The organism is Streptomyces sp. NPDC097619, from assembly GCF_040302735.1.
Lineage (GTDB): Bacteria > Actinomycetota > Actinomycetes > Streptomycetales > Streptomycetaceae > Streptomyces.
Genome location: NZ_JBEOSD010000032.1, coordinates 15,048 through 40,250, shown reverse-complemented (window position 1 = coordinate 40,250; position 25,203 = coordinate 15,048). Strand labels below are relative to the sequence as shown.

The 25,203-nt window shown below is 75.1% G+C and carries 20 protein-coding genes; 6 read left to right on the top strand and 14 right to left on the bottom strand.

The features are described from left to right. Nucleotides 1-32 precede the first annotated feature (32 nt). Nucleotides 33-1,568: a peptide MFS transporter gene (locus ABTZ17_RS11985; RefSeq protein WP_352195443.1), complete on the bottom strand. Its 1,536-nt coding sequence runs from the start codon at nucleotides 1,566-1,568 to the stop codon at nucleotides 33-35. A gap of 221 nt (nucleotides 1,569-1,789) precedes the next feature. Further along, nucleotides 1,790-2,629: a bifunctional 5,10-methylenetetrahydrofolate dehydrogenase/5,10-methenyltetrahydrofolate cyclohydrolase gene (locus tag ABTZ17_RS11980; RefSeq protein ID WP_352195460.1), complete on the bottom strand. Its 840-nt coding sequence runs from the start codon at nucleotides 2,627-2,629 to the stop codon at nucleotides 1,790-1,792. 235 nt (nucleotides 2,630-2,864) lie between these two features. Here ABTZ17_RS11980 and ABTZ17_RS11975 point away from each other — a divergent pair, with 235 nt between their 5' ends. After that, the gene (locus ABTZ17_RS11975; protein ID WP_352195442.1) at nucleotides 2,865-3,626 is read left to right on the top strand and encodes a methyltransferase domain-containing protein; all 762 of its coding nucleotides are present in this window, start codon (nucleotides 2,865-2,867) and stop codon (nucleotides 3,624-3,626) included. Between the two features lie 214 nt (nucleotides 3,627-3,840). Then, on the top strand, nucleotides 3,841-5,406 hold the full coding sequence (locus ABTZ17_RS11970; protein ID WP_352195441.1) for an RNA polymerase sigma factor: 1,566 nt from the start codon (nucleotides 3,841-3,843) through the stop codon (nucleotides 5,404-5,406). Nucleotides 5,407-5,513: 107 nt separating this feature from the next. On the opposite strand, the gene ABTZ17_RS11965 is transcribed toward ABTZ17_RS11970, so the two are convergent. The 3 genes from ABTZ17_RS11965 to ABTZ17_RS11955 form a co-directional block, all read right to left on the bottom strand. Continuing rightward, nucleotides 5,514-6,968 (bottom strand): amino acid permease, encoded by a 1,455-nt coding sequence (locus ABTZ17_RS11965; protein ID WP_352195440.1) that lies wholly within the window; start codon nucleotides 6,966-6,968, stop codon nucleotides 5,514-5,516. 122 nt (nucleotides 6,969-7,090) lie between these two features. After that, nucleotides 7,091-9,379, bottom strand: a complete 2,289-nt coding sequence (locus ABTZ17_RS11960; RefSeq protein WP_352195439.1) for a phage holin family protein — start codon at nucleotides 9,377-9,379, stop codon at nucleotides 7,091-7,093. A gap of 272 nt (nucleotides 9,380-9,651) precedes the next feature. Next, entirely contained in the window at nucleotides 9,652-10,056 is a 405-nt protein-coding gene (locus ABTZ17_RS11955; protein WP_352195438.1) for a hypothetical protein, read from the bottom strand. A 105-nt stretch (nucleotides 10,057-10,161) separates the two neighbouring features. Between ABTZ17_RS11955 and ABTZ17_RS11950 the strand changes: the two genes are divergently transcribed. After that, on the top strand, nucleotides 10,162-10,935 hold the full coding sequence (locus tag ABTZ17_RS11950) for an MBL fold metallo-hydrolase (protein ID WP_352195437.1): 774 nt from the start codon (nucleotides 10,162-10,164) through the stop codon (nucleotides 10,933-10,935). After that, nucleotides 10,935-11,582 carry a DedA family protein gene (locus tag ABTZ17_RS11945; RefSeq protein WP_352195436.1) on the top strand — a complete coding sequence of 216 codons (648 nt, stop codon included), beginning with the start codon at nucleotides 10,935-10,937 and terminating at the stop codon, nucleotides 11,580-11,582. Before ABTZ17_RS11950 ends, ABTZ17_RS11945 begins: the two co-directional genes overlap by 1 nt. A gap of 26 nt (nucleotides 11,583-11,608) precedes the next feature. On the opposite strand, the gene ABTZ17_RS11940 is transcribed toward ABTZ17_RS11945, so the two are convergent. The 3 genes from ABTZ17_RS11940 to ABTZ17_RS11930 all read right to left on the bottom strand — a co-directional run bounded on the left by ABTZ17_RS11940 (nucleotide 11,609) and on the right by ABTZ17_RS11930 (nucleotide 14,826). Then, a complete protein-coding gene (locus ABTZ17_RS11940) occupies nucleotides 11,609-12,640 on the bottom strand; it encodes an MBL fold metallo-hydrolase (RefSeq protein WP_352195435.1) in 1,032 nt (343 codons plus the stop codon). Between the two features lie 61 nt (nucleotides 12,641-12,701). Next, nucleotides 12,702-14,051, bottom strand: coding sequence for a pyridoxal phosphate-dependent aminotransferase (locus ABTZ17_RS11935; protein ID WP_502994648.1), 1,350 nt, complete (start codon nucleotides 14,049-14,051; stop codon nucleotides 12,702-12,704). A gap of 202 nt (nucleotides 14,052-14,253) precedes the next feature. Further along, nucleotides 14,254-14,826 (bottom strand): TIGR03086 family metal-binding protein, encoded by a 573-nt coding sequence (locus ABTZ17_RS11930; protein WP_352195434.1) that lies wholly within the window; start codon nucleotides 14,824-14,826, stop codon nucleotides 14,254-14,256. A 220-nt stretch (nucleotides 14,827-15,046) separates the two neighbouring features. Here ABTZ17_RS11930 and ABTZ17_RS11925 point away from each other — a divergent pair, with 220 nt between their 5' ends. Further along, complete coding sequence (locus ABTZ17_RS11925; protein ID WP_352195433.1) at nucleotides 15,047-15,868, top strand: class I SAM-dependent methyltransferase; 822 nt, start codon at nucleotides 15,047-15,049, stop codon at nucleotides 15,866-15,868. A 60-nt stretch (nucleotides 15,869-15,928) separates the two neighbouring features. Here ABTZ17_RS11925 and ABTZ17_RS11920 read toward each other — a convergent pair whose 3' ends face one another. The 6 genes from ABTZ17_RS11920 to ABTZ17_RS11895 all read right to left on the bottom strand — a co-directional run bounded on the left by ABTZ17_RS11920 (nucleotide 15,929) and on the right by ABTZ17_RS11895 (nucleotide 23,275). Further along, a complete protein-coding gene (locus ABTZ17_RS11920) occupies nucleotides 15,929-17,944 on the bottom strand; it encodes a DUF5107 domain-containing protein (RefSeq protein ID WP_352195432.1) in 2,016 nt (671 codons plus the stop codon). 225 nt (nucleotides 17,945-18,169) lie between these two features. Continuing rightward, nucleotides 18,170-18,409 carry a LapA family protein gene (locus tag ABTZ17_RS11915; protein ID WP_352195431.1) on the bottom strand — a complete coding sequence of 80 codons (240 nt, stop codon included), beginning with the start codon at nucleotides 18,407-18,409 and terminating at the stop codon, nucleotides 18,170-18,172. Nucleotides 18,410-18,440: 31 nt separating this feature from the next. Next, nucleotides 18,441-20,411 (bottom strand): prolyl oligopeptidase family serine peptidase, encoded by a 1,971-nt coding sequence (locus ABTZ17_RS11910; RefSeq protein ID WP_352195430.1) that lies wholly within the window; start codon nucleotides 20,409-20,411, stop codon nucleotides 18,441-18,443. Nucleotides 20,412-20,441: 30 nt separating this feature from the next. After that, nucleotides 20,442-21,839 carry a M20/M25/M40 family metallo-hydrolase gene (locus ABTZ17_RS11905; RefSeq protein WP_352195429.1) on the bottom strand — a complete coding sequence of 466 codons (1,398 nt, stop codon included), beginning with the start codon at nucleotides 21,837-21,839 and terminating at the stop codon, nucleotides 20,442-20,444. Between the two features lies 1 nt (nucleotide 21,840). Further along, nucleotides 21,841-22,674: a M55 family metallopeptidase gene (locus tag ABTZ17_RS11900; protein ID WP_352195428.1), complete on the bottom strand. Its 834-nt coding sequence runs from the start codon at nucleotides 22,672-22,674 to the stop codon at nucleotides 21,841-21,843. 157 nt (nucleotides 22,675-22,831) lie between these two features. Next, complete coding sequence (locus tag ABTZ17_RS11895; RefSeq protein ID WP_352195427.1) at nucleotides 22,832-23,275, bottom strand: SRPBCC family protein; 444 nt, start codon at nucleotides 23,273-23,275, stop codon at nucleotides 22,832-22,834. A 315-nt stretch (nucleotides 23,276-23,590) separates the two neighbouring features. Between ABTZ17_RS11895 and ABTZ17_RS11890 the strand changes: the two genes are divergently transcribed. Beyond that, nucleotides 23,591-25,165, top strand: a complete 1,575-nt coding sequence (locus ABTZ17_RS11890; protein ID WP_352195426.1) for an alpha/beta hydrolase — start codon at nucleotides 23,591-23,593, stop codon at nucleotides 25,163-25,165. Nucleotides 25,166-25,203 lie beyond the last annotated feature (38 nt).

The window sequence follows — 25,203 nt, the reverse complement described above, 5'->3', positions numbered from 1 at the left end:
GTCCCCGGCCCCTGCCCGCTCCCCCGTCCCCGTCAGGCCGTGGCCGGCGCGGTTGCCGGGGGCGGGGTGGATTCGCCGGCCAGGGTCTTGAGGCGGCGGGTGAAGAGGACCATGGCGGTGCCGGCGGCGATGACCAGGGCGCCCTGCCAGAGGAAGTTGAGGCTCTGGCCGAGGACCGGGTCGAGGCGGGGCAGTTGGCCGCCGATGCCGTCGCCGGTGGCGGCGGCGAGGAACCAGACGCCCATCATCTGGTTGGTGAAGGCGCGCGGGGCCAGCTTCGTGGTGACCGACAGGCCGACCGGGGAGAGGCACATCTCGCCCATGACCTGGATCAGGTAGACGCCGACCAGCCACATCAGGGAGACCCGCACCCCGTGCGAGGCGATGGCCGCGGCGGCGGACATCACGAGGAAGGAGGCGCCGACCAGGAGCAGGGCCAGGCCGAACTTGAGCGGGGTGCTCATCCGGCGGCCTCGGCGGACCCAGAAGGAGGCGAACAGCGGGGCCAGGGCGATCACGAACAGGGAGGGGATGGTCTGGGTCCAGCTGGCGGGGATGTGCCAACCGAGGACGGACAGGTCGGTGCGGGTGGCCGCGAAGTCGATCAGTTCGTTGCCCATCTGGTCGTAGACCATCCAGAACAGGGTGGCGGCGAGGAACAGCCAGACGTAGGCGCGCAGCCGGGTCCGCTCCGTCGTGGTGACCTTCGGGCTGCGGTACATGGAGAACAGGACGCAGCCCGGCACCACCACGGCGACGACGGTGAGGACGAAGGTGACGGTGTCCACGTCGAAGAGGTGCCCGAGGACCAGGACCAGGATGAGGACGGCGGTGCCGAGGGCGCCCAGGCCGCCGGAGCGCAGCAGGCGGGTGCGTTCGGCCGGGGTGAGGCGGACCACGGGTTCGTGGCGCAGGGAGGCGGTGAGGCGGCGGCCGCCCAGGACGTACTGGACCAGTCCCAGGGCCATGCCGACGGCGGCGGCGCCGAAGCCGAGGTGCCAGTCCACCTCCTCGCCGAGGTAGCCGACGACGATCGGGGCGATGACGGCGCCGAGGTTGATGCCCATGTAGAAGAGCGAGTAGCCCGCGTCGCGGCGCTGGTCGTCGTCGGCGGCGTAGAGGCGGCCGACGAGGGCGGAGATGTTGGGCTTGAGCAGGCCGGTGCCGAGGACGATGAGGAAGAGGCCGGGCCAGACGAAGCCGCGGCCGGGGACGGCGAGCAGGACGTGGCCGGCGGTGATGATCAGGCCGCCCCAGAGGACGGCGCGGCGGGCGCCGGTGACGCGGTCGGCGATCCAGCCGCCGGGCAGGGCGAGCAGGGAGATCATCGCCATGTAGACGCCCTCGACGGCCTTGGCGGTGCCGCTGTCGAGGCCCATGCCGCCGTGGGCGGGTGAGGCCGCGAGGAAGGTGACGAGGATGGCGACCATGCCGTAGAGGCTGAACCGCTCCCACATCTCGGCGAGGACGAGGGTGGCGAGTCCGCGGGGGTGACGGCGGGAGGGGCGGGCGCCGGCGCCGCCGGGTTCGCCTTCCGGGGGGCCGTCGGGGGCCTTCTGCATATCCATCAGCGGGTTCACATATCCAGTGCACGCCGGTGGGGGCCGCCGGTCATCGTCCTTTCGGCCGGGGTGGGGGGAAGCGGAAGGCCCCGGGCCGTTGGGCCCGGGGCCTGTGGCCCGCGCGGGGAGGTGGGGGGCGGGACCTCCGTCGGTGGTGCGGGGCGGGCGGCCGCCGGCCGGGCCCGAGGGGCCCGGTCCGGGGACCACCGCTCCTCGCGGTGGCGGGTTCAGCCGAGGTCGATGCCGGCCTGCGCGGCGGCGGCCTGCACGGTCTGCTCCAGGAGGACGGCGATGGTCATGGGGCCGACGCCGCCGGGGACGGGCGTGATGAGGGAGGCGCGGGCGGCGGCGGACTCGAAGTGGACGTCGCCGACGTTGCCCTCGTTGTAGCCGGCGTCGAGGACCACGGCGCCGGGCTTGATGTCCTCACCGCGGATGAACTCGGCCTTGCCGACCGCGGCGACCAGGACGTCGGCCTGGCGGACGATCGAGGAGAGGTCCTGGGTGCGGGAGTGGCAGTAGGTGACGGTGGCGTTCTGCTCCAGGAGCAGCATCCCGGCGGGCTTGCCGAGGATGGCGCTGCGGCCGACGACCACGGCGTGCTTGCCGGTGAGGTCCACGTCGTACGCGGAGAGCAGCCGCATGATGCCGCCGGGGGTGCAGGAGACGAAGCCGGGCAGGCCGAAGCCCATGGCGGCGAAGGAGTGCATGGTGACGCCGTCGACGTCCTTGCCGGGGGCGATGGCCTCGAAGGCGGCGCGCTCGTCGATGTGGTGCGGGACGGGGTGCTGGAGCAGGATGCCGCTGATCTCCGGGTCCTCGGAGAGGTCGGTGATGACGGCGACGAGCTCCTCGGTGGTGGTCGCGGCCGGCAGCTCCACGTGGCGGGAGGTGATCCCGGCCTTGGCGCAGCGGTTCTGCTTCATCCGTACGTAGGTGACGGAGGCGGGGTCCTCGCCGACGAGGACGGTGGCCAGACAGGGGGCCTTGCCGGTGCGCTCGGTGAGCTGTGCGGCGCGGGCGGCGGTCTCCTCGCTGATGCGGCGGGCGAGGGCGGTGCCGTCCATCAGGCGGGCGGTGGCAGTCGTCACGGGGGTCTCCTGAACGTCGCTGCGGGATCGCGGTTCGCCCAGGCGCGCGGCAGGGTCCGGACGGTCGCGGGCCGCCGCGGTGGGCGGGTGCGTCCGTGCGTCGGGCCGCTCCCCGGTGGTGATCCACCCAAGCGCCAGTCACGGCCCGGCGCCCAGCCTACCAACCGTTAACCGGTGGCCCCCAGCGGGGACGGACTGGGAAGATCGGGACATGGACGATGAATTCGACAGGTTGGTGGCGGAGGCGGACGCGGTGTCCGTGGAGGGGTGGGACTTCTCCTGGCTGGACGGCCGGGCCACCGAGCAGCGGCCTTCCTGGGGGTACCAGAAGTTGCTGGGCGAGCGGCTGGCCCGGACGGATTCCGTGCTGGACCTGGAGACGGGCGGGGGCGAGGTGCTGGCCGGCGCGGGCCCGATGCCGCCGGTGGCCGCGGCCACCGAGTCCTGGCCGCCGAACGCCGCCGAGGCCATGCGGCTGCTGCATCCGCTGGGCGCCGTGGTGGTGGCCTGCCCCGCCGAGCCGCCGCTGCCCTTCGCCGACGGTTCCTTCTCGCTGGTGTCCTCGCGGCATCCGGTCACGGTGTGGTGGGAGGAGATCGCGCGGGTGCTGCGGCCGGGCGGCACGTACTTCTCGCAGCAGGTGGGGCCGTCGAGCGTCTTCGAGCTGGTCGAGTACTTCCTGGGGCCGCAGCCGGAGGAGGTGCGGCGGGCCCGGGACCCGGAGGACACGGCCGCCGCGGCCCGCGCGGCGGGGCTGGAGGTGACGGATCTGCGCGTGGAGCGGCTGCGGACGGAGTTCCGTGACGTCGGCGCCGTGATCTACTTCCTCCGTAAGGTGATCTGGATGGTGCCGGGCTTCACGGTCGGGCAGTACCGGGACCGGCTGCGCTCGCTCCACGAACGGATCGGGCGAGAGGGTCCCTTCGTCGCCCACACGGCGCGATTCCTGATCGAAGCCCGCAAGCCGGAATGATCCCGGGCCGCGGGACGTTGGCAGCGGGGCGGCGGTCGTTCGGGAGCGTGGCGCAGGTCACTCAATTCCGCGCGTAACGAATCGACTCGGGCGCGCGATGAACCGACAGGTGTCCTCGCGCGGCACCGGGTACCGACCCCGCCGGGGCCGGGTCCCGTCCGTCGCGCGATGATGTCCCGCCCGTTCTTTGTCTGTTCGCAACGAGAGGCTTCTTGTGTCGCTCAGCCCGTCCCGTACGTTCCCTCCGGAGATCGCCGAATCGGAGGCCCTCGTCGCGCTCGTCGAGCGCGGCCGCGAGCAGGGTCACATCAACGGTGACGACGTGCGCCAGGCTTTCGAGGCCGGCCGCATCCCGGTGGACCAGTGGAAGCGGGTCCTGCGCAGCCTGAACCAGGTGCTGGACGAGGAGGGCGTGGCGCTGCACGTGAGTGCGGCCCCCGCCACGAAGACCGCTGCCAAGAAGCCCCGCAAGACCGCGGCGGCTCCGGCCCGTACCACCGTGAAGAAGACGGCCGCCCCGCCGCGGCCCATCGGTGCCCGCAAGACCGCCGTGGCCGCGCCCGCGTCGATACCGGCACAGCCCGGCGCGGAGGCGGAGGAGTCCGCCGCTCCGGCTTCGGCGACCGCCGCCGAGCCGAAGAAGCGCGTGGTCAAGAAGGCCGCGGCGAAGAAGACCGCCACGAAGAAGACGGCGGCGAAGAAGACCTCCAAGGACGCCGACCCGGAGAACCCGGAGGTCGAGGGCGAGGAGTGGACCGAGGACCTCGCCGACGAGGCCGAGGAGGAGACGGCCAAGCCCGGCGCGCAGGGCTTCGTGCTGTCCGACGAGGACGACGACGACGCCCCGGCGCAGACCGTCATGGTCGCCGGTGCCACCGCCGACCCGGTCAAGGACTACCTGAAGCTGATCGGCAAGGTGCCGCTCCTCAACGCCGAGCAGGAGGTGGAGCTCGCCAAGCGGATCGAGGCGGGCCTGTTCTCCGAGTACAAGCTGGAGGAGGAGGACGACCACAAGCCCGCGTTCCGGCGCGAGCTGGAGATCCTCGTCGAGGACGGCCGGCGGGCCAAGAACCACCTGCTGGAGGCCAACCTCCGCCTCGTGGTCTCCCTGGCCAAGCGCTACACCGGCCGCGGCATGCTCTTCCTGGACCTGATCCAGGAGGGCAACGTCGGTCTGATCCGCGCGGTGGAGAAGTTCGACTACACCAAGGGCTTCAAGTTCTCCACGTACGCGACCTGGTGGATCCGGCAGGCGATCACCCGCGCGATGGCCGACCAGTCGCGCACGATCCGCATCCCCGTGCACATGGTCGAGATCATCAACAAGCTCGCCCGCGTGCAGCGCCAGATGCTCCAGGACCTGGGCCGCGAGCCCACCCCGGAGGAGCTGGGCAAGGAACTCGACATGACCCCCGAGAAGGTCATCGAGGTCCAGAAGTACGGGCGTGAGCCGATCTCCCTGCACACCCCGCTGGGTGAGGAGGGCGACAGCGAGTTCGGTGACCTCATCGAGGACTCCGAGGCCGTGGTCCCGGCCGACGCCGTCTCCTTCACCTTCCTGCAGGAGCAGCTCCAGTCGATCCTGGGCACCCTGTCGGAGCGCGAGGCGGGCGTGGTCTCCATGCGGTACGGCCTGAACGACGGCCAGCCGAAGACCCTGGACGAGATCGGCCGCGTCTACGGGGTGACCCGTGAGCGGATCCGTCAGATCGAGTCCAAGACCATGTCGAAGCTGCGCCACCCCTCGCGTTCCCAGGTGCTGCGCGACTACCTGGACTGATCCGCGGTCCCGGCACACGACGGGGCCACGGACCACGGGAACACGAGAACACGGGAAGGGCCCCGCACCGGTGGTGCGGGGCCCTTCCCGTGGTCCGGGGCCGGCGGTCAGGCGGTGGGGGCCTCCTCGCCGGCGGGGCGGCGCCGGCGGGCCGACATGGCGGCGTACCCGAGGATCCCGGCGAACAGGAACAGGACGCCCTGGTAGACGGCGGCGTAGCCGGAGCCGGCGACGAGCCACAGGGAGAAGCCGGAGGCGGCCGCGGCGAGCACGCCGTCCCGGACCAGTCGGCCCCGGTCCACCCGGTCCCGCTGCCCGGAGAGCAGGAAGTGGATCTGCGCGGCGGTGGCCAGCAGGTACGGGACGGTGGCGGTGAAGGTGGTGACCAGCACCAGCGTCTCGAAGACCCCGGCGGGGCCCGCGGTGTAGTTGTAGACGGTCAGCGCGGAGGCCAGGACCACGGTGACGACGACGCCCACCACGGGGACCCCGCGCCGCTTGCGGGCGAAGACCTGAGGGAAGAGCCCGTCGCGGGCGGCGGCGTACGGGGTCTGGGCGCTGAGCAGGGTCCAGCCGTTGAGGGCGCCGAGGATGGAGACGACGGCGGCGCCGGCGACCAGGGTGCCGCCCCAGGTGCCGCCGGTCATGGCGTCCACGGCGTCCGAGAAGGGGGCGGTGGACTCCACGAGGCGCTCGTGCGGGACCAGGCCGAAGACGGCGAGGGTGCCGAGCAGGTAGACGACGGCGGCGCCGAGGGTGCCGAGGACGGTGGCCCGGCCGACGTTGCGCCGCGGATCGCGGACCTCGCCGGCGCTGACGGCGGCGGACTCCACGCCGAGGTAGCTGAAGAGCAGGATGGCGGCGGAGGCGGAGACCGCGCCGAGGGCGGAGCCGCCCTCCCCCGCGGTGAACGGGCCGAGGCGGTCGGGTTCGAAGAAGAACAGCCCGCCGACGGCGACCAGGAGCAGGGGGACGAACTTCAGGACGGTCGCCACGACCTGCACGGCCCCCACGTACCGGGTGCCCGCCAGGTTGGCCAGGGCGGGCAGCCACTGCACGGCGAGCGCGGCCAGGCACATGGACCAGCGGTGCCCGTCGAGGCCGGGGAAGAGGACCGCGAGGTAGCCGACGGAGGCCACGGCGAGCGCGGCGTTCGAGACCCAGGCGGTGATCCAGTAGCTCCAGGCGGCGAGGAACCCGGCGAAGTCACCGAACGCCTCGCGGGCGTACACGTACGGGCCGCCAGTGCGCGGGTGGCGCTCGGCGAGGCGGCCGAAGACCAGGGCGAGGCTGAGGGCGCCCAGGGTGAGGATGCCGAAGGCGACCAGGCTGACGGTGCCGAAGGGGGCCACGGAGGCGGGCAGCAGGAAGATGCCGCCGCCGATGATGTTGCCCATGACCAGGGCGGTCGCGACGGGGAGCCCGAACCGGCGGGCGTGCCGGGTGCCGGGGGCGGAGCCCGTGCCGTCCTCGGTCGCCGTCCCGGTGGCGCCGGTCCCGGTGGCGGGGGGCCCGTCCGGGGTCGTGGCCGCGGGCGCGGCGGCAGGCTTGGTCATGGTCATGCGCGGTGGTGCCCCTGGTTCATATCGTGGACAAACCCGAATATCGTCAGGGACGGCCCGGTCCGCGCAAAATCTCCTGTTTTCGTCCCGCCGGACCCCGGGGTGGACGAAAACATTCCGGTTCAGTGACCTCCCGGACGAGGATCTTCCAGGACGGGCGTACGGTCCACGGGCCGGTGCGGGTTCGTGACCGGGTCCGTGACCGGGTCCGCGTGCGGGTTCCCACCCCGGTCCGACTCCGGGGCGGAGGCGTCGGAAGTAACGGGGACGGGGGCGGGGACAGGGTCGGGGGCACCGGTCGGCACATGGGTGGGGGCCTCGCCGCCCTCGTCCCCCTCGGCCCCCTCGTCCTCCCGCTCCCGTTCGGCTTCGAGGAGCCAGCGGCGGAACACCTCGTGCAGCTGCTCGGCCCCGGTGATCCGGCCCGGTTCGGACAGTTCGGCGGGCCACATCAGGAAGGGGGCGCTCTGGTCCCCGCCGAGACCGCCGTGCGAGCCGATCTGCTCCTCGAAGGCGTGCACCTCACCGGAGGCCGGGTCGCACGCGGAATTGACCATGATGTCGGCCACGTGCGGGAAGGAGTCCGTGCGCCGCACCGCCTCCGCCGCGCCGGGTCCGAAGGGGGCCAGCAGGGCCTCCGCCTCGCCGGGCACCGACAGTCGGGCCCGCGCCCCGCGCGCGCCCAGCACCACCCCGTCCACCAGCAGGAACCCGATGCCGGGATGGTTGGCGAGGGTGGTCAGCAGGGCCGGGTGGCGGCGCTCGATCTGCTCGGCGGTGAGCCGGCCCGGCGCGTCGGGGAAGGAGATCAGCCCGAGGTTCCCGGAGGCCAGCACCACCGGGTCCGGGTCACGGCCGGGCCGTGCCCGGCCGCCGCCCGCGGCCGCCACCCCGGAGGCCACCGGCTGCCCGGCGCCCCCGTGCTCCTCGCGTTCCTCGGGCCGGTGCAGGGCCGCCAGGACCGCCGAGCGGGCCTCCGCCCCGCTGGGACTGTGCCGGGCCCGGCGCGGCACGGGAAGCCCGCAGCCGGCCCGGACCAGGTCCCGCAGGGTCAGCCCGAACTTCCCGAGGAAGGTCTCCCCCGGGCTCTGCCCGTGGTCGGACAGCAGCACGAACCTGTAGTGGCGGGGGGCGTGCGCCGCCGCCTTCAGCAGCAGGGCCACGCTGCGGTCCAGGCGGCGGAGCACCTGCGCGGTGTCCCGGCCCCGCGGCCCGGAGTGGTGGGCGACCTCGTCGTAGGCGACCAGGTCGGCGTAGACGGCGGCACGGCCCGCCAGCATGTCCCCGATGACGGCCGCCACGACCACGTCCCGCTCGACGACGGTGGCGAAGGCCCGGATGAACGGGTACAGGCCGCCGCGGCCCACCCGGGGGTGCTCCCGCCGGAACCGGGCCCGGGTGGACTGGAACAGCTCCCGCGCCACCTCCGCGGCCAGGGACAGCGCGGTCCGCACGGCGTTGGCGGGGTCGGAGAAGTAGGCGAAGTACCCGGCCCGCGAGCGGTTCTCGCGGCCCCGGCGGGCGGACACCGACAGCACCAGGGCGAGCTGGTCCGCCCCGCCGCTGAAGAGGTTGCCGCGGCTGGCCCCGTCCCGGCTGAGCAGTCCCGGCCGGCCCGTCCGGGCCACCGCGCGGCGCTGGAGCTCGGCCGCGCTGGTGGGCCGGTTGCAGACCACGACCTCCCCGGTGTCCTTCTCGTACCAGCGGAAGGCCGGCACGTCGAAGGTGGAACCGTGCAGGATGCCGAGCTGGCTGGCCCCGGTCTGGCTGGACCAGTCGGTCCGCCAGCGGGCCAGCCGGTGGCCCGTGTCGAGGAGCCCGGCGGTGGCGGGCATCAGCCCGGCGGCCAGGGCCTCCCGCAGCACCGTGTGCCCGACCCCGTCGAGCTGGAGGAAGACGGTGCCGGGGCGGTCCTCGTCGGCGGCGGGGAGGTCCCCGCGGCCCTGCCGGCGGCGCCGGCGGTCGGCGAGCCGGGAGAGCCGCCGCCGGTAGGCGTCGTCGTCCCGGACCGCGAGGGCGGTGGAGGTCGCCGAGGCCACCGCGGACATCGCCGCCGCCACGACCACCGCGGTCTGCGGGTCGGCGGTGCCTCGGCCGTCCGGGATCAGGTCGAGGGCGATGAGCAGCAGCGAGCCGTTGAGGAAGAACACCAGCAGGCCCAGGACGAGGGCGGGGACCAGCAGCAGCGCCCGTACCAGGACCGGCCACACCAGCGCGCTGAGCAGTCCGAAGGCGCCCGCTCCCCAGGCCGCGGTGAGCGCGGTCCGGGTGAGGCTGTCGCCGTCCGCGGACTGGAGGGCGAAGTCCGGCAGGGCGGCGGCCAGTACCAGCAAGGTCACCGTGGACACCGCCCAGACCACGGTCACCCGGAACAGGGCGCTCCCCGCAGTCCGCCAACGCTCTCGCCGCACGCCGCTCCCACCTCGTGTCACACGGACCGCGCCCCGGCGGCCGGTCCCCCGCCCCCAGCCTCGCACGGAGCGGTCACCGGCCGGGGGAGGCGTGAGGCGCCGGGCCTGCGGCTACGGCTACGGACGAGCGGACGGGCGGACGGGCTCGGGCCGGGGAAGGTGGGGCGCCGGGAGCCGGGGCGGGTGGCGGTGGGCCGGGCGGGCGGAGGCGGGCGCGTGACGGGTGGGGCGGGGCCGGCGGGGCCCGGGGGCCGGACGGAGGCGGGGCGGGGTCAGGTGCCGTCGTAGCCCGCGGTGGGCATGGAGAGCCGGCGGTGCACCTCGGCCTTCATCTCCGGGGTGTACGCGGGCTCGTCCGACCCCACCGTCTCCAGCCGCACCCCCCGCCGGGCGCACTCGGCCGCGAACTCCTCGACGGAGCCCAGGGCGCGGGCCAGGACCCGGGCGCTCGGGGCGACGAAGAGGTCCACCTGACCGGTGTCCACGTCCGTCCACAGGCCGACGTGGTCGGCCCGGAGCCCGTAGAAGAGCAGTTGCCGGGTCACGACGTATCCGCGGTCCTCGGCCCAGCGCGCGCACAGCGCGTGCTGGTTGCGGGTGTCGACGGCGAAGGGGTCGCTGTCCAGCTCCTCCAGGGGAGTCAGACTGGCGATGGCGGCCACGCGCACCTCATCCATGCCGCCCGACCCTACTCCGGTCGGGCAGCCGGGAGGAGGGGGAGGCGCCGCCTTGTCCGGACTCGGCCTAAGCTCGGAGCCCGGAAGCGAGGGAAGGGGCGCCGCGTGCCGGTGGGGATCACCTGGTGGGGCCATGCCACCTGTACGGTCGAGGACTCGGGCGTGCGGCTGCTGACGGACCCGCTGTTCGGACGGCGGCTGGCTCATCTGCGGCGGCGCCGGGGCGCGGTGCCGCCCCCGGAGGCGGCCGTGGCCGACGCGGTGCTGGTCTCTCACCTGCACGCCGACCACCTGCACCTGCCCTCGCTGGCACGGCTGGCGACCGGGACGCGGCTGTTGCTGCCGCGGAACGCCCGGCGGGCGGTTCCGGGGCTGGCGCGGCTGGTGCGGGAGCGCGGGCTGTCGGTGACGGAGCTGGCCCCCGGGGACGCCGCGGCGGTGGGGGGCGTACGGGTGCGCGCGGTGAGCGCGCGGCACGACGGGCGCCGGTTGCCCTTCGGGCCGCAGCGCAGTCCGGCGCTCGGATTCGTGGTCGAGGGTTCCGCGCGGACCTACTTCGCCGGGGACACCGGACTGTTCGAGGGAATGGCGGCCGAGGTGGGGCCGGTGGACGTGGCGCTGCTGCCGGTGGGCGGCTGGGGTCCGTACCTGGGGCCGGGGCACCTGGACGCGCGGGGCGCGGCGGGGGCGCTGGCCGAGCTGGCCCCGGCGGCGGCGGTGCCCGTGCACTACGGGACCTTCTGGCCGGTGGGGATGGACGCGGTGCGCCCGCACGAGTTCCACGCGCCGGGGGCGGAGTTCGTCCGGCACGCTGGGCGGTTGGCGCCCGGGGTGGCGGTGCACCGGTTGGACCAGGGCGAGGGCGTGGTGACGGGCTGATGCGGACGGCCTGGGCGGCGGGTCTGCTGCTCGCGGCGGGGGGTGCGGCGGGGCAGGTGCCCCAGGAGTCCACCCAGCAGGCGGTGGGCTATCCGGCGCTGTTCCTGTTGGTGTCGGTGGGGGCTCTGGTGCCGGTGATCCCGACGGGGGCGCTGGTGAGTTCGGCGGCGGTGGTGGCCCTGCACCACCAGACGCTGCCGCTGGGGCTGCTGCTGGTGTTCGTGGTCGCGGCGCTGGGTGCCTTCCTCGGGGACCTCGCGCTGTACTGGCTGGGCTCGCGCGGGGTCCGGTCGCGGAACGGTTCGCGGGCGCTGGAGTCGTTGCGGCGGCGGGTCTCGCAGGACCGGCTGGAGGCGGCGCAGGAGCGGCTGCACGAGCACGGGGTGCTGGTCCTGGTGCTGTCGCGGCTGGTCCCGGCGGGACGGATCCCCGTGATGCTGGCCTGTCTGCTGGCCTCGATGCCGTTGCGCCGGTTCGCCCGTGGCGACCTGCCCGCCTGCCTGGCCTGGGCGGCGACCTACCAGCTGATCGGCATCCTCGGCGGCTCCCTCTTCGACGAGCCGTGGAAGGGCGTGGCGCTGGCCGTGGGCCTCGCCCTGTTCATCAGCGCCGCCCCGGCGGGCTGGCGCCGCGTCCGCGGCGGCTAGGACGGGACGGCGACGGCGACGGCGGGTCAGGTGAGGACGCCGGAGGCACCCACCGGGAGGTCCCAGAGGGATTCGCGGGCCAGGCCGGCGCGGGCCCAGGCGGCGCGGACCCGGGCCAGGGGTTCCAGGACCGGTTCCGCGGAGAGCGCGAAGGTGGCCCAGTGCATGGGGGCCATCCGCTGGGCGCCGAGGTCCAGGCAGGCCCGTACCGCCTCCTCCGGGTCGGCGTGCACCTCGCGGAGCCACCAGCGGGGGGCGTACGCGCCGATGGGGAGCAGCGCGAGGTCGATGCCGGGGTGGCGGCGGCCGATCTGGCGGAACCAGTGCCCGTATCCGGTGTCCCCCGCGAAGTAGACCCGCCGGCCGGACAGGGCGGTGAGGACCCAGCCGCCCCACAGGGTGCGGCAGGTGTCGAGCAGGCCGCGGCGGGACCAATGGTGGGCGGGGACGAACTCGAAGCGGACCCCGCCGAGCTCCGCGGACTCCCACCAGTCGAGCTCGGTGACCCGGGTGAATCCGCGCCGGCGGCACCAGCGGGCGAGGCCGGCCGGTACGAAGAGGGGGACGTCGCGGGGCAGCCGGCGCAGGGTGGGCAGGTCCAGGTGGTCGTAGTGGTTGTGGCTGATGAGGACGGCGTCCACGGGCGGCAGGTCCTCCCAGCGGACCCCGACGGGGGTCATCCGGGCCGGGGTGCCGAGGATCTTCCGGGACCAGACCGGGTCGGTGAGCACGGTGAGCCCGTCCGTGCGGATGATCCAGCTGGCGTGTCCGGCCCAGGTGACGCCCACCCCGCCGGTCGGGACGGGCGGGAGCGGGCCGGGGGCGTACGGGAGGTCGGGGATTCCGAGGAGGCCCGCCGGATCGGGTCGGAAGGCCCCCTCGCGGGCCAGTCGGGCGAAGGCGCGGAGGCCGGGCAGCGGGACCGTCAGGCGGTCGGCGAACGACCGCGGCCAGCTGCGGAGTTCGCCGAGGGGGCGGGGCGCGGCGGGGGGGCGCGCGGCCCGCTCCGGGCGGGGGCCGCGGCCCGCGCGCGCGGGCCGTTCCGTCTGTTCCGTCATACGGACGACTCCATTCGCGGGCGGGGTGGGGTCGGTGGCGGCCGGGGTGGGGTGCGGGCCGTCAGGTGAGTTCGTCGAGGGCGGCCGCGAGGAGGTCCAGGGACCGGGCCACGTGCGGGAGGGCCAGGGGGTCGGGGGCGGCGAGGGCGGCGAGGCGTTCGTCCGGGCCGTCGCCGGTGAGGGGGCCGGTGCCGAGGCGGACGCGGAGGGCGCCGAACCCGTCGGCGAAGCGCTGGGCACCCGGTACGGGGCGGCCCAGGCGGGCGCCGAGGTGGTCCTCCAGTTCCAGGGCGTCCCGGACTCCGTACCGGGCCAGGCCCGCGCGCAGCGGGGAGAGGTCGGCGTAGAGGTGCCGGCCGGCCTGCGGGGGCAGGGCGAGGGCGCCGTGTTCGTAGAGGATCCGGTGGACGGCGCCCGCGAGGAGTCCGTGCAGGCGGGCCGCGGCGCGGACGCGGACGGCGACGGCGTCGGGTTCGGTCAGGGCGTGGGCGGCGGCCGCGGCCACGGGGCCGGCGAGGGCGGCGCCGGTGGCGGTGAGCACGTCGAGGGTGCGGGCGCGCAGTCCGTCCGCGCGGGTGGTGCCGGGGAAGCGGGCGATCGCGGCGGGCCAGCCGCCGGGGAGCAGGGATCCCGCGAGGTCGGCGAGGACGGTGACCTCGTCGGGGCACATTTCGGCGGGGCTGACGAGGACGGTGTCGCGGGGGTGGTGCAGCGTGTCGCGCCAGGTTTCGTCGCTGATGACGGCGAGCCCTTCGAAGACGGCGGCTTCGCAGGCCTCGCGGAGGAGTTCGGGCGGGGCGACGGTGGCGGTGGGGTCGTCGGCGACGCTGAGGACGAGGACGCGGGGGTCGCCGCCTTCGGCGCGGACCCGGCGGACGGTCTCCAGGAGGGCGTAGGGGTCGGGGACGCCGCCGCACTCGGCGGGGGTGGGCACGTGGTGGGCCCGTTGCCCGAGGACGCGGATCTGGGGGGTCCACCAGGCGGGGCAGGGGCGGGGCAGCAGGACGTCCCCGCCGTGGGCGGCGAGCAGGGCCAGCAGCAGGGCGGGGGCTCCGGGGGCGGCCGCGGTGCGCTCGGGGGGTACGGCCAGGCCGCGGCGTTCCCAGTAGCCGGCGGCGGCCTCGCGGACGGCTCCGCCGCCGCCGTGGGGTTCCGGTTCGGTGCGGGCTGCCGCGGCGGCGAGGACTGCGGTGAGTTCGGGGAGGGCGGGCAGTCCCGGTTCGGGCGGGGGCGGGGCGTAGCGGACGGGGCCGCGGCCTTCGGGGGCCGGGTGGCGGCGGGGCCGGCGTCCGGGAGTCGCCGCGGTGGCGGGCGTGCCGGTGCCGTCCGTGTGCTCCTGGCCGTTCGCTGCCGCCGACCCCACCGTCCCCACCGCCCGTTCCGTGCCGTCCGCCGGTTCGCCTGAGTCCACTGCCCCTTTATACGAAGAAATAGTACTGATTGCCCTTTTTTGCGCCCGTCTTTCCGAGCCTGCGCGCGGAGACGCGAGAGGCGGACGGAACGCCCCTCCCCCGCGCGCGGACGACCCGGCGGAACCCCGACCGACACCCGCGCGTCGGGGGCGGGTGCCGCGCGGGGCACGGTCCGGGGGTGCGGCGTCGGCCCGCGCGGCCTCAGCCCTGGCGGCCGACGAGGGCGAGCAGCCGGGTCTGGGCGTCGGCACCGGGCGGGATGTCGAGGGGGGCGGCGAACATGCCACTGGCCGCGAGCCCGTCCGCGTAGGGCATGACCTCCTTCAGGGCGAACTCCACCAGGCCCGGGGGCAGCCGGTCGTCGGCTCCGGTGCCGCGCGCCAGGTCCCAGGCGTGCACGACCACGTCGGCGGTCAGTTCCGAGCAGTAGGCGGAGGCCCGGGAGGGTCCGTACGAGAGCCGCACGGTCCGGGCCAGGGCGCCGGGCGCGGCGAACGCCCGGTGGGCCGCCGCGGCGGCTCCGTCCCAGGCGGCGGCAGGATCCTCGCCGAGGAGGTCGCCGGCGAGGGAGTCGCCGACCTCGGGGATGGTGCGGCCGTCGGTGACGAGGGGCGCCACCCAGAGGTTCTCGCCCGTGACGTGGTTGACGAGGTCGCGGACCGTCCATTCGGTGCAGGGGGTGGGGGCACCCCAGCGGTCTTCGGGGACGGCGTGCACGAGGCCGCCGAAGAGCGCCACCGCCTCCGCGTGCCGTTCGAGGAGTTCCTCGGCCACGGGACCCACCGTCCTCTCCCCGCGCCACCCCCTCGGACCCTCGCCGGTCCCCGCCGGTCCGTTCCCGTCCCACTCTCCTCGCGCCTCGGCGCACCCGCCACCGCTCAGGTGAATCCCCTTGGGAGAAAAGACTGTTGTCCATATAATGAAACGCATATCTCAGAATCCGACATGATCCCCTACGGTGGTGGCAGACCGCGAAACAGGAGGAGCCGTCGTCATGAGCACTGCCCCGCACCGCGAGACCGCCGTCTACACCCACGGCCACCACGAGTCCGTGCTGCGCTCGCACCGCTGGCGCACCGTGGAGAACTCGGCCGCCTACCTGACCCCCTTCCTGGAGCCCGGGACGTCCGTCCTGGACGTGGGCTGCGGCCCCGGCACCATCACGGCCGGCCTGGCCGAGCGGGTGGCCCCGGGCCGGGTGACCGCCGTGGACCACGCCCCCGACGTCGTGGAGCGGGCCCGCGAGGAGGTCGCCGGCCGGGGGCTGGGGAACGTCTCCTTCGCCACCGCCGACGTGCACGCCCTGGACTTCCCCGACGACAGCTTCGACGTGGTGCACGCCCACCAGGTGCTGCAGCACGTCGGGGATCCGGTGCGGGCCCTGCGGGAGATGCGGCGGGTGTGCCGGCCCGGCGGGATCGTGGCCGCCCGTGACGCCGACTACGCGGCGATGACCTCCTACCCGAGCGTGCCGGTCCTGGACGAGTGGCTGGACCTGTACGAGCGGGTGGCCCGCGCCAACGGCGGGGAGCCGGACGCGGGACGGCAGCTGCACGTGTGGGCCCGGGAGGCCGGCTTCGCTGAGGTGGCCTCCTCGGCGTCGGTATGGTGCTACGCGACGCCGGAGGAGACCGCCTGGTGGAGCGGGCTGTGGGCCGACCGGACGGTGGCCTCCGGCTACGCCGAGGTGGCCGTGGGCGGGGGGCACGCGACCGGGGCGGACCTGGAGCGGATCGCGGCCGGGTGGCGCGAGTGGGGGAAGGCCGAGGGGGCGTGGTTCGCCGTGCTGAACGGCGAGGTGCTGTGCCGGGGGTGAGCGGGGGTCGGCCGCCGCGCCGGGCCCCGGAGGGACCGGGCGCCCCGGCCCCTCGGGGCGTCACGGATGCATGCGGAAGTCGTAGAGGGCGGGGAGGGGAGCCGGGCTGAGGGCCGACCACGCTTCGGTGAGGGAGTCCTCGCCCTCGCGGAGGTCCGCGACCTCGAAGCCCTCCTCGAAGATGCGTCGCGCGGCGGCCACGTGCCCCTCGGCCACCAGCAGCCGTGCGGCGAGCAGCCGGAAGCGGCCGCGTTCGCGGAGGGCGGGGCGCAGTCGCTCCCAGACGGTGCGGGCCTCGGCGGGGCGACGGGCCGCGAGGAGGGCGGTGAGGGCCTCGCGGCCGAGGGCGGCCTCGGCGGCGGTCCAGTCGGGGCCGCCCCGGCTCTCCAGGCACAGGTCCTCGAAGGCCTCCGCGAAGCGGTCGGCGGCGCGGTCGGTGTGTCCGGCCAGTTCGTCGGCGACGGCGAGGCAGCGGAGCAGCGGCCAGCGGGAGGGGGCGAGGGTGAGTCCGCGTTCCCAGCTGCGGACGGCCTGGGCGAGGTCGCCCGCGTGCCACTGGGCGACCCCGAGGTGGTATTCGGTGAGCGGGTCGGCGGGGGCGGTCTCCAGCATGTCGCGCCAGTGCGGGGCGACCAGGGTGGGGCCGGGCGGGGCGGCCCGGCGGGGGGCCGGGAAGGCTCCGGTGCGGAGGAGTTCGGCCCAGGGCGCCTGGGCCTCGTCGAGGTCGTCCTTGCCGAAGGGGGTGCCGGGGAGTTCGTGTCCGGCGCGCAGGACTTCCAGGGCGCCCCAGCCGGAGCCGGTGGCGAGCCGCTCCCCCGGTTCGGCGTCGGCGCAGTCCAGCCAGGCGGCGTACGCCTCCTCGACGCGGGCCCGGGGCAGGTCCTCGGCGAGTCGGGCGGCGGCCTCGGCGCGGGCGGCCGACCAGTCGGCGCCGTGGACGAGGGCGGGGTCGGCGGCGAGCGGTCCGTAGGCCTCCAGCCAGGCGCAGGCGGCTCCCGGGGGCAGGCGGAGGTGTTCGAGCTGGGTGCGGGTGAGTCCGGCCTGGATCTCGGCGTAGCCGGGGGTGCCGGGTTCGGTGAGCCATTCCTGCCAGCGGCGGCCGCCGGTCCCGGCGCCCCACAGGAAGAGCTTGCGGCCGCGCAGGAGGTCGGTGGAGGTCTGGACGAGTCCGCGGCCGTCGGGGCCGAGGGAGGCGATCCAGGGGCGGGCCTCGTCGGGGAGGTCGTAGAAGTAGTCCGCGGGGTGTTCCCCGTGCAGCGGGTAGCTGCGGTCCGCGCCCTCCCAGTGGGGTACGGGGATCCGGCGCAGGGTGCGCTCGTACCCGTGGTGCCAGGCTTCCTCGGCGGGGGCGAGGACGCGGGTGCCCGGGGTCTCGGGGACGGCGGTGTTGGACCACCAGGACAGCGGGGCGGGACGTTCGTGGGGGTTGCGGACGCGGATGCCGGCGTACAGGTGGCGGGAGTCGGCGGGGAGCCACAGGTCGACCTGGAAGGGGAGGTCCCGCAGGCGTTCCCATTCCCAGAGGCGGAGCACCGGGCCGCCGTCCGGGCCGGTGACGAGCGCGGCGTGCAGGGGGCGGCAGGCCAGCACGGTGTGGCCGGTGGCGCCGATGTTCCACTCGATGCCGCCGGAGAACCAGGCCCCGGCGAGGCCGAAGGCGGCGGGCTGGAACACCGGGTTGCGGTAGAGGAGTTCGCGTTCGACGGGAGGGGGCTCGGGGGCTCCGTCCGGGGCGGGCGCGGGCGCGGGTTCCTTGGCGACGAGGGAGACCACCCGGCCGCCGAGTCCGGGCAGGACGGTGGCCCGCAGGTGGGCGTTCTCGATGACGACGGCGTCGAAGGCGGTGTCGGTGCGGCAGCGCTGGTAGCCGTCGAGGAGGCGGACGGGCAGCAGGCCGCGCAGCCGTCCGTACCCGACCTGGCGGGCCATGTCCCGGGGCAGCTCCGAGCGGGTGCGCGCGTCGAGGTCCTGGGGGCCGGTCGGCGGGCGCAGGGCGGGCAGCGGGTTCTCGGGGCCCAGCGGGGCCGCGGGCAGGGTGAGCACGGCACGCCGGACGGTCGTGGCGGACGCGGACATGGCCAAGGGACCTCCCCTTCTCGCCGGGGCGGGATCCGCCCCCAGGGGAAATGGAACACGTCCCGGGCGCCGGGGAACAGGGGTCCCGCGCGTCCCAGCAGTCAGGATTGCGCAAAGCGGTCCGTGAACAGCCCTTTACGGAAGGCTACTTGGGGCTTCCTGGGGCGAAAGGCTCGCACGGAGGTCCGAGGGGTCACCCGGGTCCGCCCCTTCCGCCGGCGCGCGCTACTTGCGCCGGCGGAAGAGGTACGCCCCGCAGATCGCGCCGATCACGCCCATGCCCAGCAGGGCCAGGTAGAGCGGCATGGTGACCTCGGGGATGAGCAGGCGGATCTTGGTCTGCCGGGTGTTCTGGAAGACGAAGATCAGGCCGAGTACGGCGAGGACCAGCGCGGTGATCCGGCCCGGGGTCAGGAAGTCCCGGGCCCCGCCGCCACCGCCACCCTGTGATGTCTTGGAGCTCATGCCCCGAGCATCCGCCGTCCGGCGCGCGCGGTCATGTGCTGAGCTCCGAACGGGGGACGTCGTCGCGGTCGAGGCCGAAGACCCGCACGTACAGGCCCAGCTCGGCTTCCAGGGCGCGGACCATGGTGTCCGCCCGCCGGAAGCCGTGCCCCTCGCCCTCGAAGGCCAGGTAGGCGTGCGGGACGCCGCGCCCCGCGAGCCGGGCCAGGAAGCGCTCGGCCTGGGCGGGCGGGCAGACCGGATCGTCCAGGCCCTGGAGGAGCAGGAAGGGGGCCCGGATCCGGTCGGCGCGAGCCACCGGGGAGCGGGCGGCGCGGTGTCCGGCGAGGTCGCAGAGGTAGCGGGACTCCAGGTCGTGGGTCTCCTCGGCGATGGCGGCGGCGTCGAGCACCGGGTAGATGACGGTGCCGCAGGCGTAGGGGCCGGGGACGGCCAGGGAGGCGGCGGCCGTCCAGCCGCCCGCGCTGCCGCCGCGCACGGCGAGCCGGGCCGGGTCCGCGGTGCCCTCGGCGGCGAGGGCGAGGGCGACGGCCGCGCAGTCCTCCACGTCGACGACGCCCCACTGGCCGCGGAGCCGTTCCCGGTAGGCGCGGCCGTAGCCGGTGGAGCCGCCGTAGTTGACCTCGGCCACGCCGATGCCGCGCGAGGTGAAGTAGGCGATGTGCAGGTCGAGGACGGGTTCGACGTGGCTGGTGGGGCCGCCGTGGGCCCAGATCACGTAGGGCGGGAGTTCCGTGGCGGGTGCGGTGTGGTCGGGGTGGTGCGGCGGGTAGAGCAGGGCGTGCACGTCCCGGCCGGCAGGTCCGCGGAAGGTGCGCAGGAGGGGTTCGGGATAGTAGGCGGGGTCGACGGGGTCGGGGCCGCGGGCGGCGACCACCCGGGCGTGGCCGTCGGCCGTGTCGAGGGCGACCACCTCGTGGCCGCTGCGCGGTCCGGCGGCGACCCCGGTGACGGTGGTCCCGGACACGGCCAGGGTGGGCTGCCAGGAGGTCCAGGGGCCCGCGGCGTCGACGAGGTCGCCGGTGCCGGGGTCGAGGATCCCCAGGCGGGTCTCGCCGCGGCCGTGCAGGACGGCCACCGGGCCCTCGGGGAGCGGGGCGAACCAGCTCAGGCCGGTCTTCCAGAGGGGGCCGCCGAACTCCTCCTCGCGGGGGCACAGGGGAACGGTGCCGCCGGTGGCGGGGTCCACCCGGTGCAGGTTCCACCAGCCGGTACGGTCCGTGACGGCGAGCAGCGAGCCGTCGGCGGCCCAGTCGGCCTGGGCCACGGATTCCGTGGGGCCGCCGAGGACGGTGCGTTCCCCGGTGAGGCGGCCGTCGGCGGTGACCTCGGAGAGCTTGAGCTCGGTGCCGTCCCAGGGCATCCGGGGGTGGTCCCAGACGAGCCGGACGGCCCGGCGGCCGTCCGGGGAGATCCGGAGTCCGGTGGTGAACCGATGCCGGTCGTCCGTGAGTTCGCGGACGGCGGCCCGGTCCTCGGCGGCCGATCCGTCCAGCGGGACGGCGGCGAGGACCCGGCGGACGTCGGTGGGGCGGGGGCCGGTGAACTCCTCCAGGACGCACCAGACCTCGCCGCGTTCGGGCCGGGGCACCGGATCGGCCCAGCGGAGGCCGCCACCGACCGTCGAGACCGGGGTCAGCGGGCGGGGCTCCGTCACCGGGCCGCCGGCGGGGCCGGGTTCGTGGGCGTAGAGGCGTTGGTCGGGGAAGTGCGTGAACAGCACCAGGGGGCCGGCGCCGGGCCGGTCCACGGCCGCCCAGGGCCGTCCCCCGTACTCCACGACCCGGCTGCGGACGTTCCAAGGGGCGGGCAGGACGGTCTCGGGCGGGCCGTCCGCGACGCCTCTGACGAGGGCCCGGCGGCCGCCCTCCGCGGGCCGGGGCTCCGTCCACCACACCTCCGCGCCGACGGCCCCCAGGTGCTCGGGGCGGCCGTCGAGGGCGGCGGCGTGGGCCGCGGTGAGGGGAGAGGGCCAGCTGCCGTACGGGGCGGTGGTCACCATGGCGGGCCTTTCGGCTACAGGGCCTTTCGGCTACAGGGTGCGCAGGGCGTGGTCGAGGACGCGGACGCCGAAGTGGAGGGCGTCGACGGGGACCCGCTCGTCGACGCCGTGGAACAGGGCCCAGTAGTCGAAGCCGGGCGGCAGCTTCAGCGGGGAGAAGCCGTAGCCGGTGATGCCGAGGCGGGAGAACTGCTTGGCGTCGGTGCCGCCCGCCATGCAGAAGGGCACCACCCGGGCCCGCGGGTCGAAGAGTTCCACGGACTCGCGGAGCACCGCGAAGGTGCGGCCGTCCACGGGGGCTTCGAGGGCGACCTCCCGGTGGTGGAACTCCCAGGAGGCGTCCTCGCCGGTGAGGCGGTCCAGGGTGGCGCGGAACTCCTCCTCGCCGCCGGGCAGGATGCGGCCGTCCACGAAGGCGGTGGCCCGCCCCGGGATGACGTTCACCTTGTAGCCGGCGTCGAGCATCGTCGGGTTGGCGCTGTTGCGGAGGGTGGCCTCGACGAGGGCGGCGGCGGGGCCGAGGGCGGCGATGAAGCCGTCGAGGTCGAAGTCGGGGGCGTCGGGGTCCGCGGACAGGCCGTGCACCTCGGCGAGGGCGAGGATCGCGGCGCGGACGGTCGGGGTGATGCGGACGGGCCACTGGTGGTCGCCGATCCGGGCCACGGCCCGGGCGAGCCGGCTGACGGCGTTGGCGCGGTTCGGCTTGGAGCCGTGTCCGGCGGTGCCCTCGGCGGTCAACTTCAGCCAGCCGGTGCCGCGTTCGCCGGCGGCCACCGGGTACAGGGACAGTCCCGGCGACGGGTGGACGGTGAAGGCGCCGGATTCGCTGATGCCCTCGGTGCAGCCCTCGAAGAGCTCCGGGTGGTGGTCGGCGAGGAATCCGGAGCCGTCGACGGCGCTGTCCTCCTCGTCGGCGGTGAAGGCGATGACGAGGTCGCGGCGGGGGCGGACCCCGGTGCGGGCCCAGGACCGGACCACGGCCAGGATCATCGCGTCCATGTTCTTCATGTCCACGGCGCCCCGGCCCCAGACCACCCCGTCGCGGACCTCCCCGGAGAAGGGGTGCACGCTCCAGTCGGCGGCCTCGGCGGGGACCACGTCCAGGTGGCCGTGGACGAGCAGGGCCTCCGCGGTCGGGTCGGTGCCGGGGATCCGGGCGACGACGTTGGTGCGTCCCGGGGTCCGCTCCAGCATCATCGGCTCCGCGCCGGCTCCGGCCAGGCGCTCGGCGGCGTACTCGGCGGCGGGCCGCTCCCGGCAGTCGCCGCCGCCGCGGTTGGTGGTGTCGATGCGGATCAGGCCGGAGGTGAACTCGACCACCTCGTCCAGGGCGAGGGCGTCCACCCCGGACGGGCCGGGGGCCGGCGCGCCCGCGCCCGTCGCCCCGCCGGCGGCCCGCCGGGCCGGATCCGTGACCGTCGTTCGCATGTCACCCATACTGCTCCTCGATCGCCGCCGAGACGATCGTCGTGACGGCCTTGAACGTGCGGATCGCTTCGTACATGGTGCCGGAGGTGTAGGCGACGCGGCGTTCGCCGGTGCGCTCGACACCGGGCACCACGGTGGCCGCGCCCGACAGGTGTTCGGCGTCGAATTCCACGACGACGGCGACCGGGCCGGTCCGCGCCGGTTCGTGACGGACCGCCAGGGCGGCGGCCTCCTTCGCGGCGGTCCGGATGTCGGCGGCGGTGCGCGCGGGCGGCCGGCAGACCGCGGCGTAGCGGGAGACGTGGTCCTTGACGGCGACGGTACGGGCCCGGGGCGCGTAGCCGCGGGCGTCGACGCAGGTGAGGTCGTCTCCGGTGACGAGGACCACGGGCACCCCGTACTCGGCGACGACGCGGGCGTTGAGCAGCCCCTCGCTCGCGCGGTCGCCGTCGACCCAGACGCCGGTGATGGAGTTGGCGAGGTAGGTGTGGGCGAGGACGCCCTCGGTGCCGGCGCCGGTGTGGTAGCCGACGAAGGCGATGCCGTCGACGTCCCCGTGCTGCACGCCCTCGACCATGGAGAGGGTCTTGTGGCGGCCGGTGATCATCTCCACGCGCTCGTCGAGGCGTTCGAGGAGCAGGTTGCGCATGGTCCAGTGGGCCTCGTTGACGAGGACCTCGTCGGCCCCGCCGTCGAAGAAGCCGAGGGCGGCGGCGTTGACGTCGGAGGTGAACAGGGACCGGCAGCGCTCCCACTGCGGGGTGCCGGGGAGGACGTCCGCGGGCCAGGTCACGCCCGTGGCGCCCTCCATGTCCGCGGAGATGAGGATCTTCATCGGGCCCCCGGGTGGCTGGGTGCGCGGCGAGCTGCCCGACCGGGCAGGCACCCCAGGGTAGGCCGCGGGGGCCGGGAACGCGGGACGGCCCGCCGCCCGGTCGTGTCCGGGGCCGCGGGCCGTCGAATCCACTCGATCCGGTGACGGACCGGCGGGCTCACTTCTCCACTTCGGCGGCCAGGTTGGCCAGCAGGGCGTCGTAGATGCGGCCGAGGCCCTTGGGCGCGAAGGTCTTCTCGAAGAAGCCGCCGATGCCGCCGGCGCCGTTCCACACGGTGCTCACCACGGCGCGCGAGCGGCCCTCGCCGGCGGGGGTGACCGTCCAGGTGGTCACCATGGAGGAGTTGCGGTCCTTCTCCACCAGCTGCCCGTCGGTGGGCTCGGTCACCTCCAGCAGGCAGTCGCGGATCCGCTTGCTGGTGGCCTGGAGCTTCCAGTGCACGAGGGTGCCTTCGCCGTCGCCGCCCTCCTTGACCTCGTACTCGCTGAAGTGCTCGGGCAGGACCTTCGACCGGATGCCGGTGTAGTCCGCGAGCGCGTCGAACACCGTCTCCGGGTCGGCCGCGATGATCCGCTCCGTGGTGGCCTCGACCTGCGCCATACCTGTTCCTCCAGCAGTAGTGAACGCTCGACTTCGGGGTCGGCGGCAAGCCAACCACCTTCGGCACGGGCGCCCAAATCCGGGGCCGGATCCCCGCCGGGACGGGAGCTCCGGGCGGGTCCCGCGCCACGGCCCGCCGGGGACAGCTTGGCAGCCCGGCGCACCCTCCTCGGGGCGTTTCCGGGCCGGGCGGGAGCCGGACCGGCGCGGAGGAGTACCGAAGCATCATCAGATCGGGCCAATGAGCAGCCGCATTACACCGTTCCGGGTCCTCCGCGCGGCAGCATTCCGGCAGGAACCTGGCTGGGAGGCCCGATGAAGAAGCGCGCAGCTGTGCTGTTGGCGACCGCCGGCGCCGTGGCGGGGACGGTGCTGTCCGCCCCGTCCGGTACGGCGGCCGGACCGGGTGCGGGCGGACCGGCCGCCGTGGCCCCGCTCGTCTGGAAGAGCTGCGCGGACGCCCGGTACCCGCGTCTGGAGTGCGCGACGCTGAGCGTGCCCCTGGACCACGCGCGGCCCGCCGGCCGTCGGATCGCGCTGGCGCTGACCCGGGTGCCGCACACGGCGAAGAAGTCCGCGGGGCCGCTGCTGGTGAACCCGGGCGGTCCCGGGGGCAGCGGCCGGACCCTGGCCGGGTTCGTGGCCTCGGCCCTGCCCGCGAAGGTGGCCGCCGGCTACGACGTGATCGGCTTCGATCCGCGCGGGGTGGGCCGCAGCGAGCCCGTGCTGAACTGCGCCAAGGGGCACTTCGAGGCGGTCCGGCCGGATCCGGTGCCGTGGCGGTGGGAGGACGAGCGGGCCAACCTCGACCGGGTGCGCTCCTTCGCGGAGTCCTGCGAGCGGGCGCACGGGGACGTGCTGCCCTTCGTGGACACGGTGAGCACGGCCCGGGACCTGGACCTGGTGCGGCGGGCCCTGGGGGCGGAGCGGGTCAGCTACTTCGGCTACTCGTACGGCACCTACCTGGGCGCGGTGTACGCGAAGCTCTTCCCGCAGCGGGTCCGGCGGATGGTGCTGGACTCCGTGGTGGACCCGTCCGGGGTCTGGTACGAGGACAACCTGGCGCAGGACGTGGCCTTCGACGCCCGGCACAAGGCATTCCTGGCGTGGGTGGCCCGGCACGACGCCGCCTACGGGCTGGGCGGGGATCCGGCGGAGGTGGAGGCGGCCTGGTACCGGATGCGGCAGGAGCTGCGCGACCGGCCCGCGGAGGGCACGGTGGGCCCGGCCGAGCTGGAGGACACCTACCTGCCGGGCGGCTACTACGACGGCTACTGGCCGGCGCTGGCGGAGGCGTTCGCGGCGTACGCGGTGAAGGGCGAGGAGGCTCCGCTGGCGGCGGCCTACCGGCGGTTCGGGGCGGTGGACCCGGCGGCCGGGAACAGCTACAGCGTGTACACGGCGGTGCAGTGCCGGGACGCGGCGTGGCCCCGGGACTGGAGCACCTGGCGGCGGGACATGTGGGCCACGCACGCCAAGGCCCCCTTCATGACCTGGAACAACGCCTGGTACAACGCGCCGTGCGCGTTCTGGAAGACGGCCCCGTCGACGGCCCCCGACGTGACCAACACCCGGGTGCCGCCGGTGCTGCTGTTCCAGGCCACCGAGGACGCGGCCACCCCCTACGCGGGTGCGGTGAGCATGCGGGAGCGGCTGGCGGGTTCCGCGCTGGTGGTGGAGGAGGGCGGCGGCAACCACGGGATCGCGCTGAGCGGGAACGCCTGCCTGGACCGGCACCTGGCCGACTACCTGGAGAGCGGGAAGCTCCCGGCGGGCGGTACGGCCTCCTGCCCGGCCCGCCCGGAGCCGGAGCCGGTTCCGCGGACGCGGGCGGCGGTGCCCGCGGCGGGCGGTTCAGCGCTGCACGGGCTGCTGGGGTTCCGTTCCTGACGGCGGGTGACGCGCGGATGGCGGGGTGCGGCAGGATG

Bases quoted from the DNA above. Each gene is read 5' to 3' on its own strand.
- ABTZ17_RS11915 (WP_352195431.1), bottom strand. From the start codon at position 18,409: ATGAGCTCCAAGACATCACAGGGTGGCGGTGGCGGCGGGGCCCGGGAC.
- ABTZ17_RS11910 (WP_352195430.1), bottom strand. From the start codon at position 20,411: ATGGTGACCACCGCCCCGTACGGCAGCTGGCCCTCTCCCCTCACCGCG.
- ABTZ17_RS11925 (WP_352195433.1), top strand. From the start codon at position 15,047: ATGAGCACTGCCCCGCACCGCGAGACCGCCGTCTACACCCACGGCCAC.
- ABTZ17_RS11985 (WP_352195443.1), bottom strand. From the start codon at position 1,568: ATGGATATGCAGAAGGCCCCCGACGGCCCCCCGGAAGGCGAACCCGGC.
- ABTZ17_RS11920 (WP_352195432.1), bottom strand. From the start codon at position 17,944: ATGTCCGCGTCCGCCACGACCGTCCGGCGTGCCGTGCTCACCCTGCCC.
- ABTZ17_RS11955 (WP_352195438.1), bottom strand. From the start codon at position 10,056: ATGGATGAGGTGCGCGTGGCCGCCATCGCCAGTCTGACTCCCCTGGAG.
- ABTZ17_RS11895 (WP_352195427.1), bottom strand. From the start codon at position 23,275: ATGGCGCAGGTCGAGGCCACCACGGAGCGGATCATCGCGGCCGACCCG.
- ABTZ17_RS11890 (WP_352195426.1), top strand. From the start codon at position 23,591: ATGAAGAAGCGCGCAGCTGTGCTGTTGGCGACCGCCGGCGCCGTGGCG.
- ABTZ17_RS11975 (WP_352195442.1), top strand. From the start codon at position 2,865: ATGGACGATGAATTCGACAGGTTGGTGGCGGAGGCGGACGCGGTGTCC.
- ABTZ17_RS11945 (WP_352195436.1), top strand. From the start codon at position 10,935: ATGCGGACGGCCTGGGCGGCGGGTCTGCTGCTCGCGGCGGGGGGTGCG.
- ABTZ17_RS11940 (WP_352195435.1), bottom strand. From the start codon at position 12,640: ATGACGGAACAGACGGAACGGCCCGCGCGCGCGGGCCGCGGCCCCCGC.
- ABTZ17_RS11905 (WP_352195429.1), bottom strand. From the start codon at position 21,839: ATGCGAACGACGGTCACGGATCCGGCCCGGCGGGCCGCCGGCGGGGCG.
- ABTZ17_RS11965 (WP_352195440.1), bottom strand. From the start codon at position 6,968: ATGACCATGACCAAGCCTGCCGCCGCGCCCGCGGCCACGACCCCGGAC.
- ABTZ17_RS11980 (WP_352195460.1), bottom strand. From the start codon at position 2,629: ATGGACGGCACCGCCCTCGCCCGCCGCATCAGCGAGGAGACCGCCGCC.
- ABTZ17_RS11900 (WP_352195428.1), bottom strand. From the start codon at position 22,674: ATGAAGATCCTCATCTCCGCGGACATGGAGGGCGCCACGGGCGTGACC.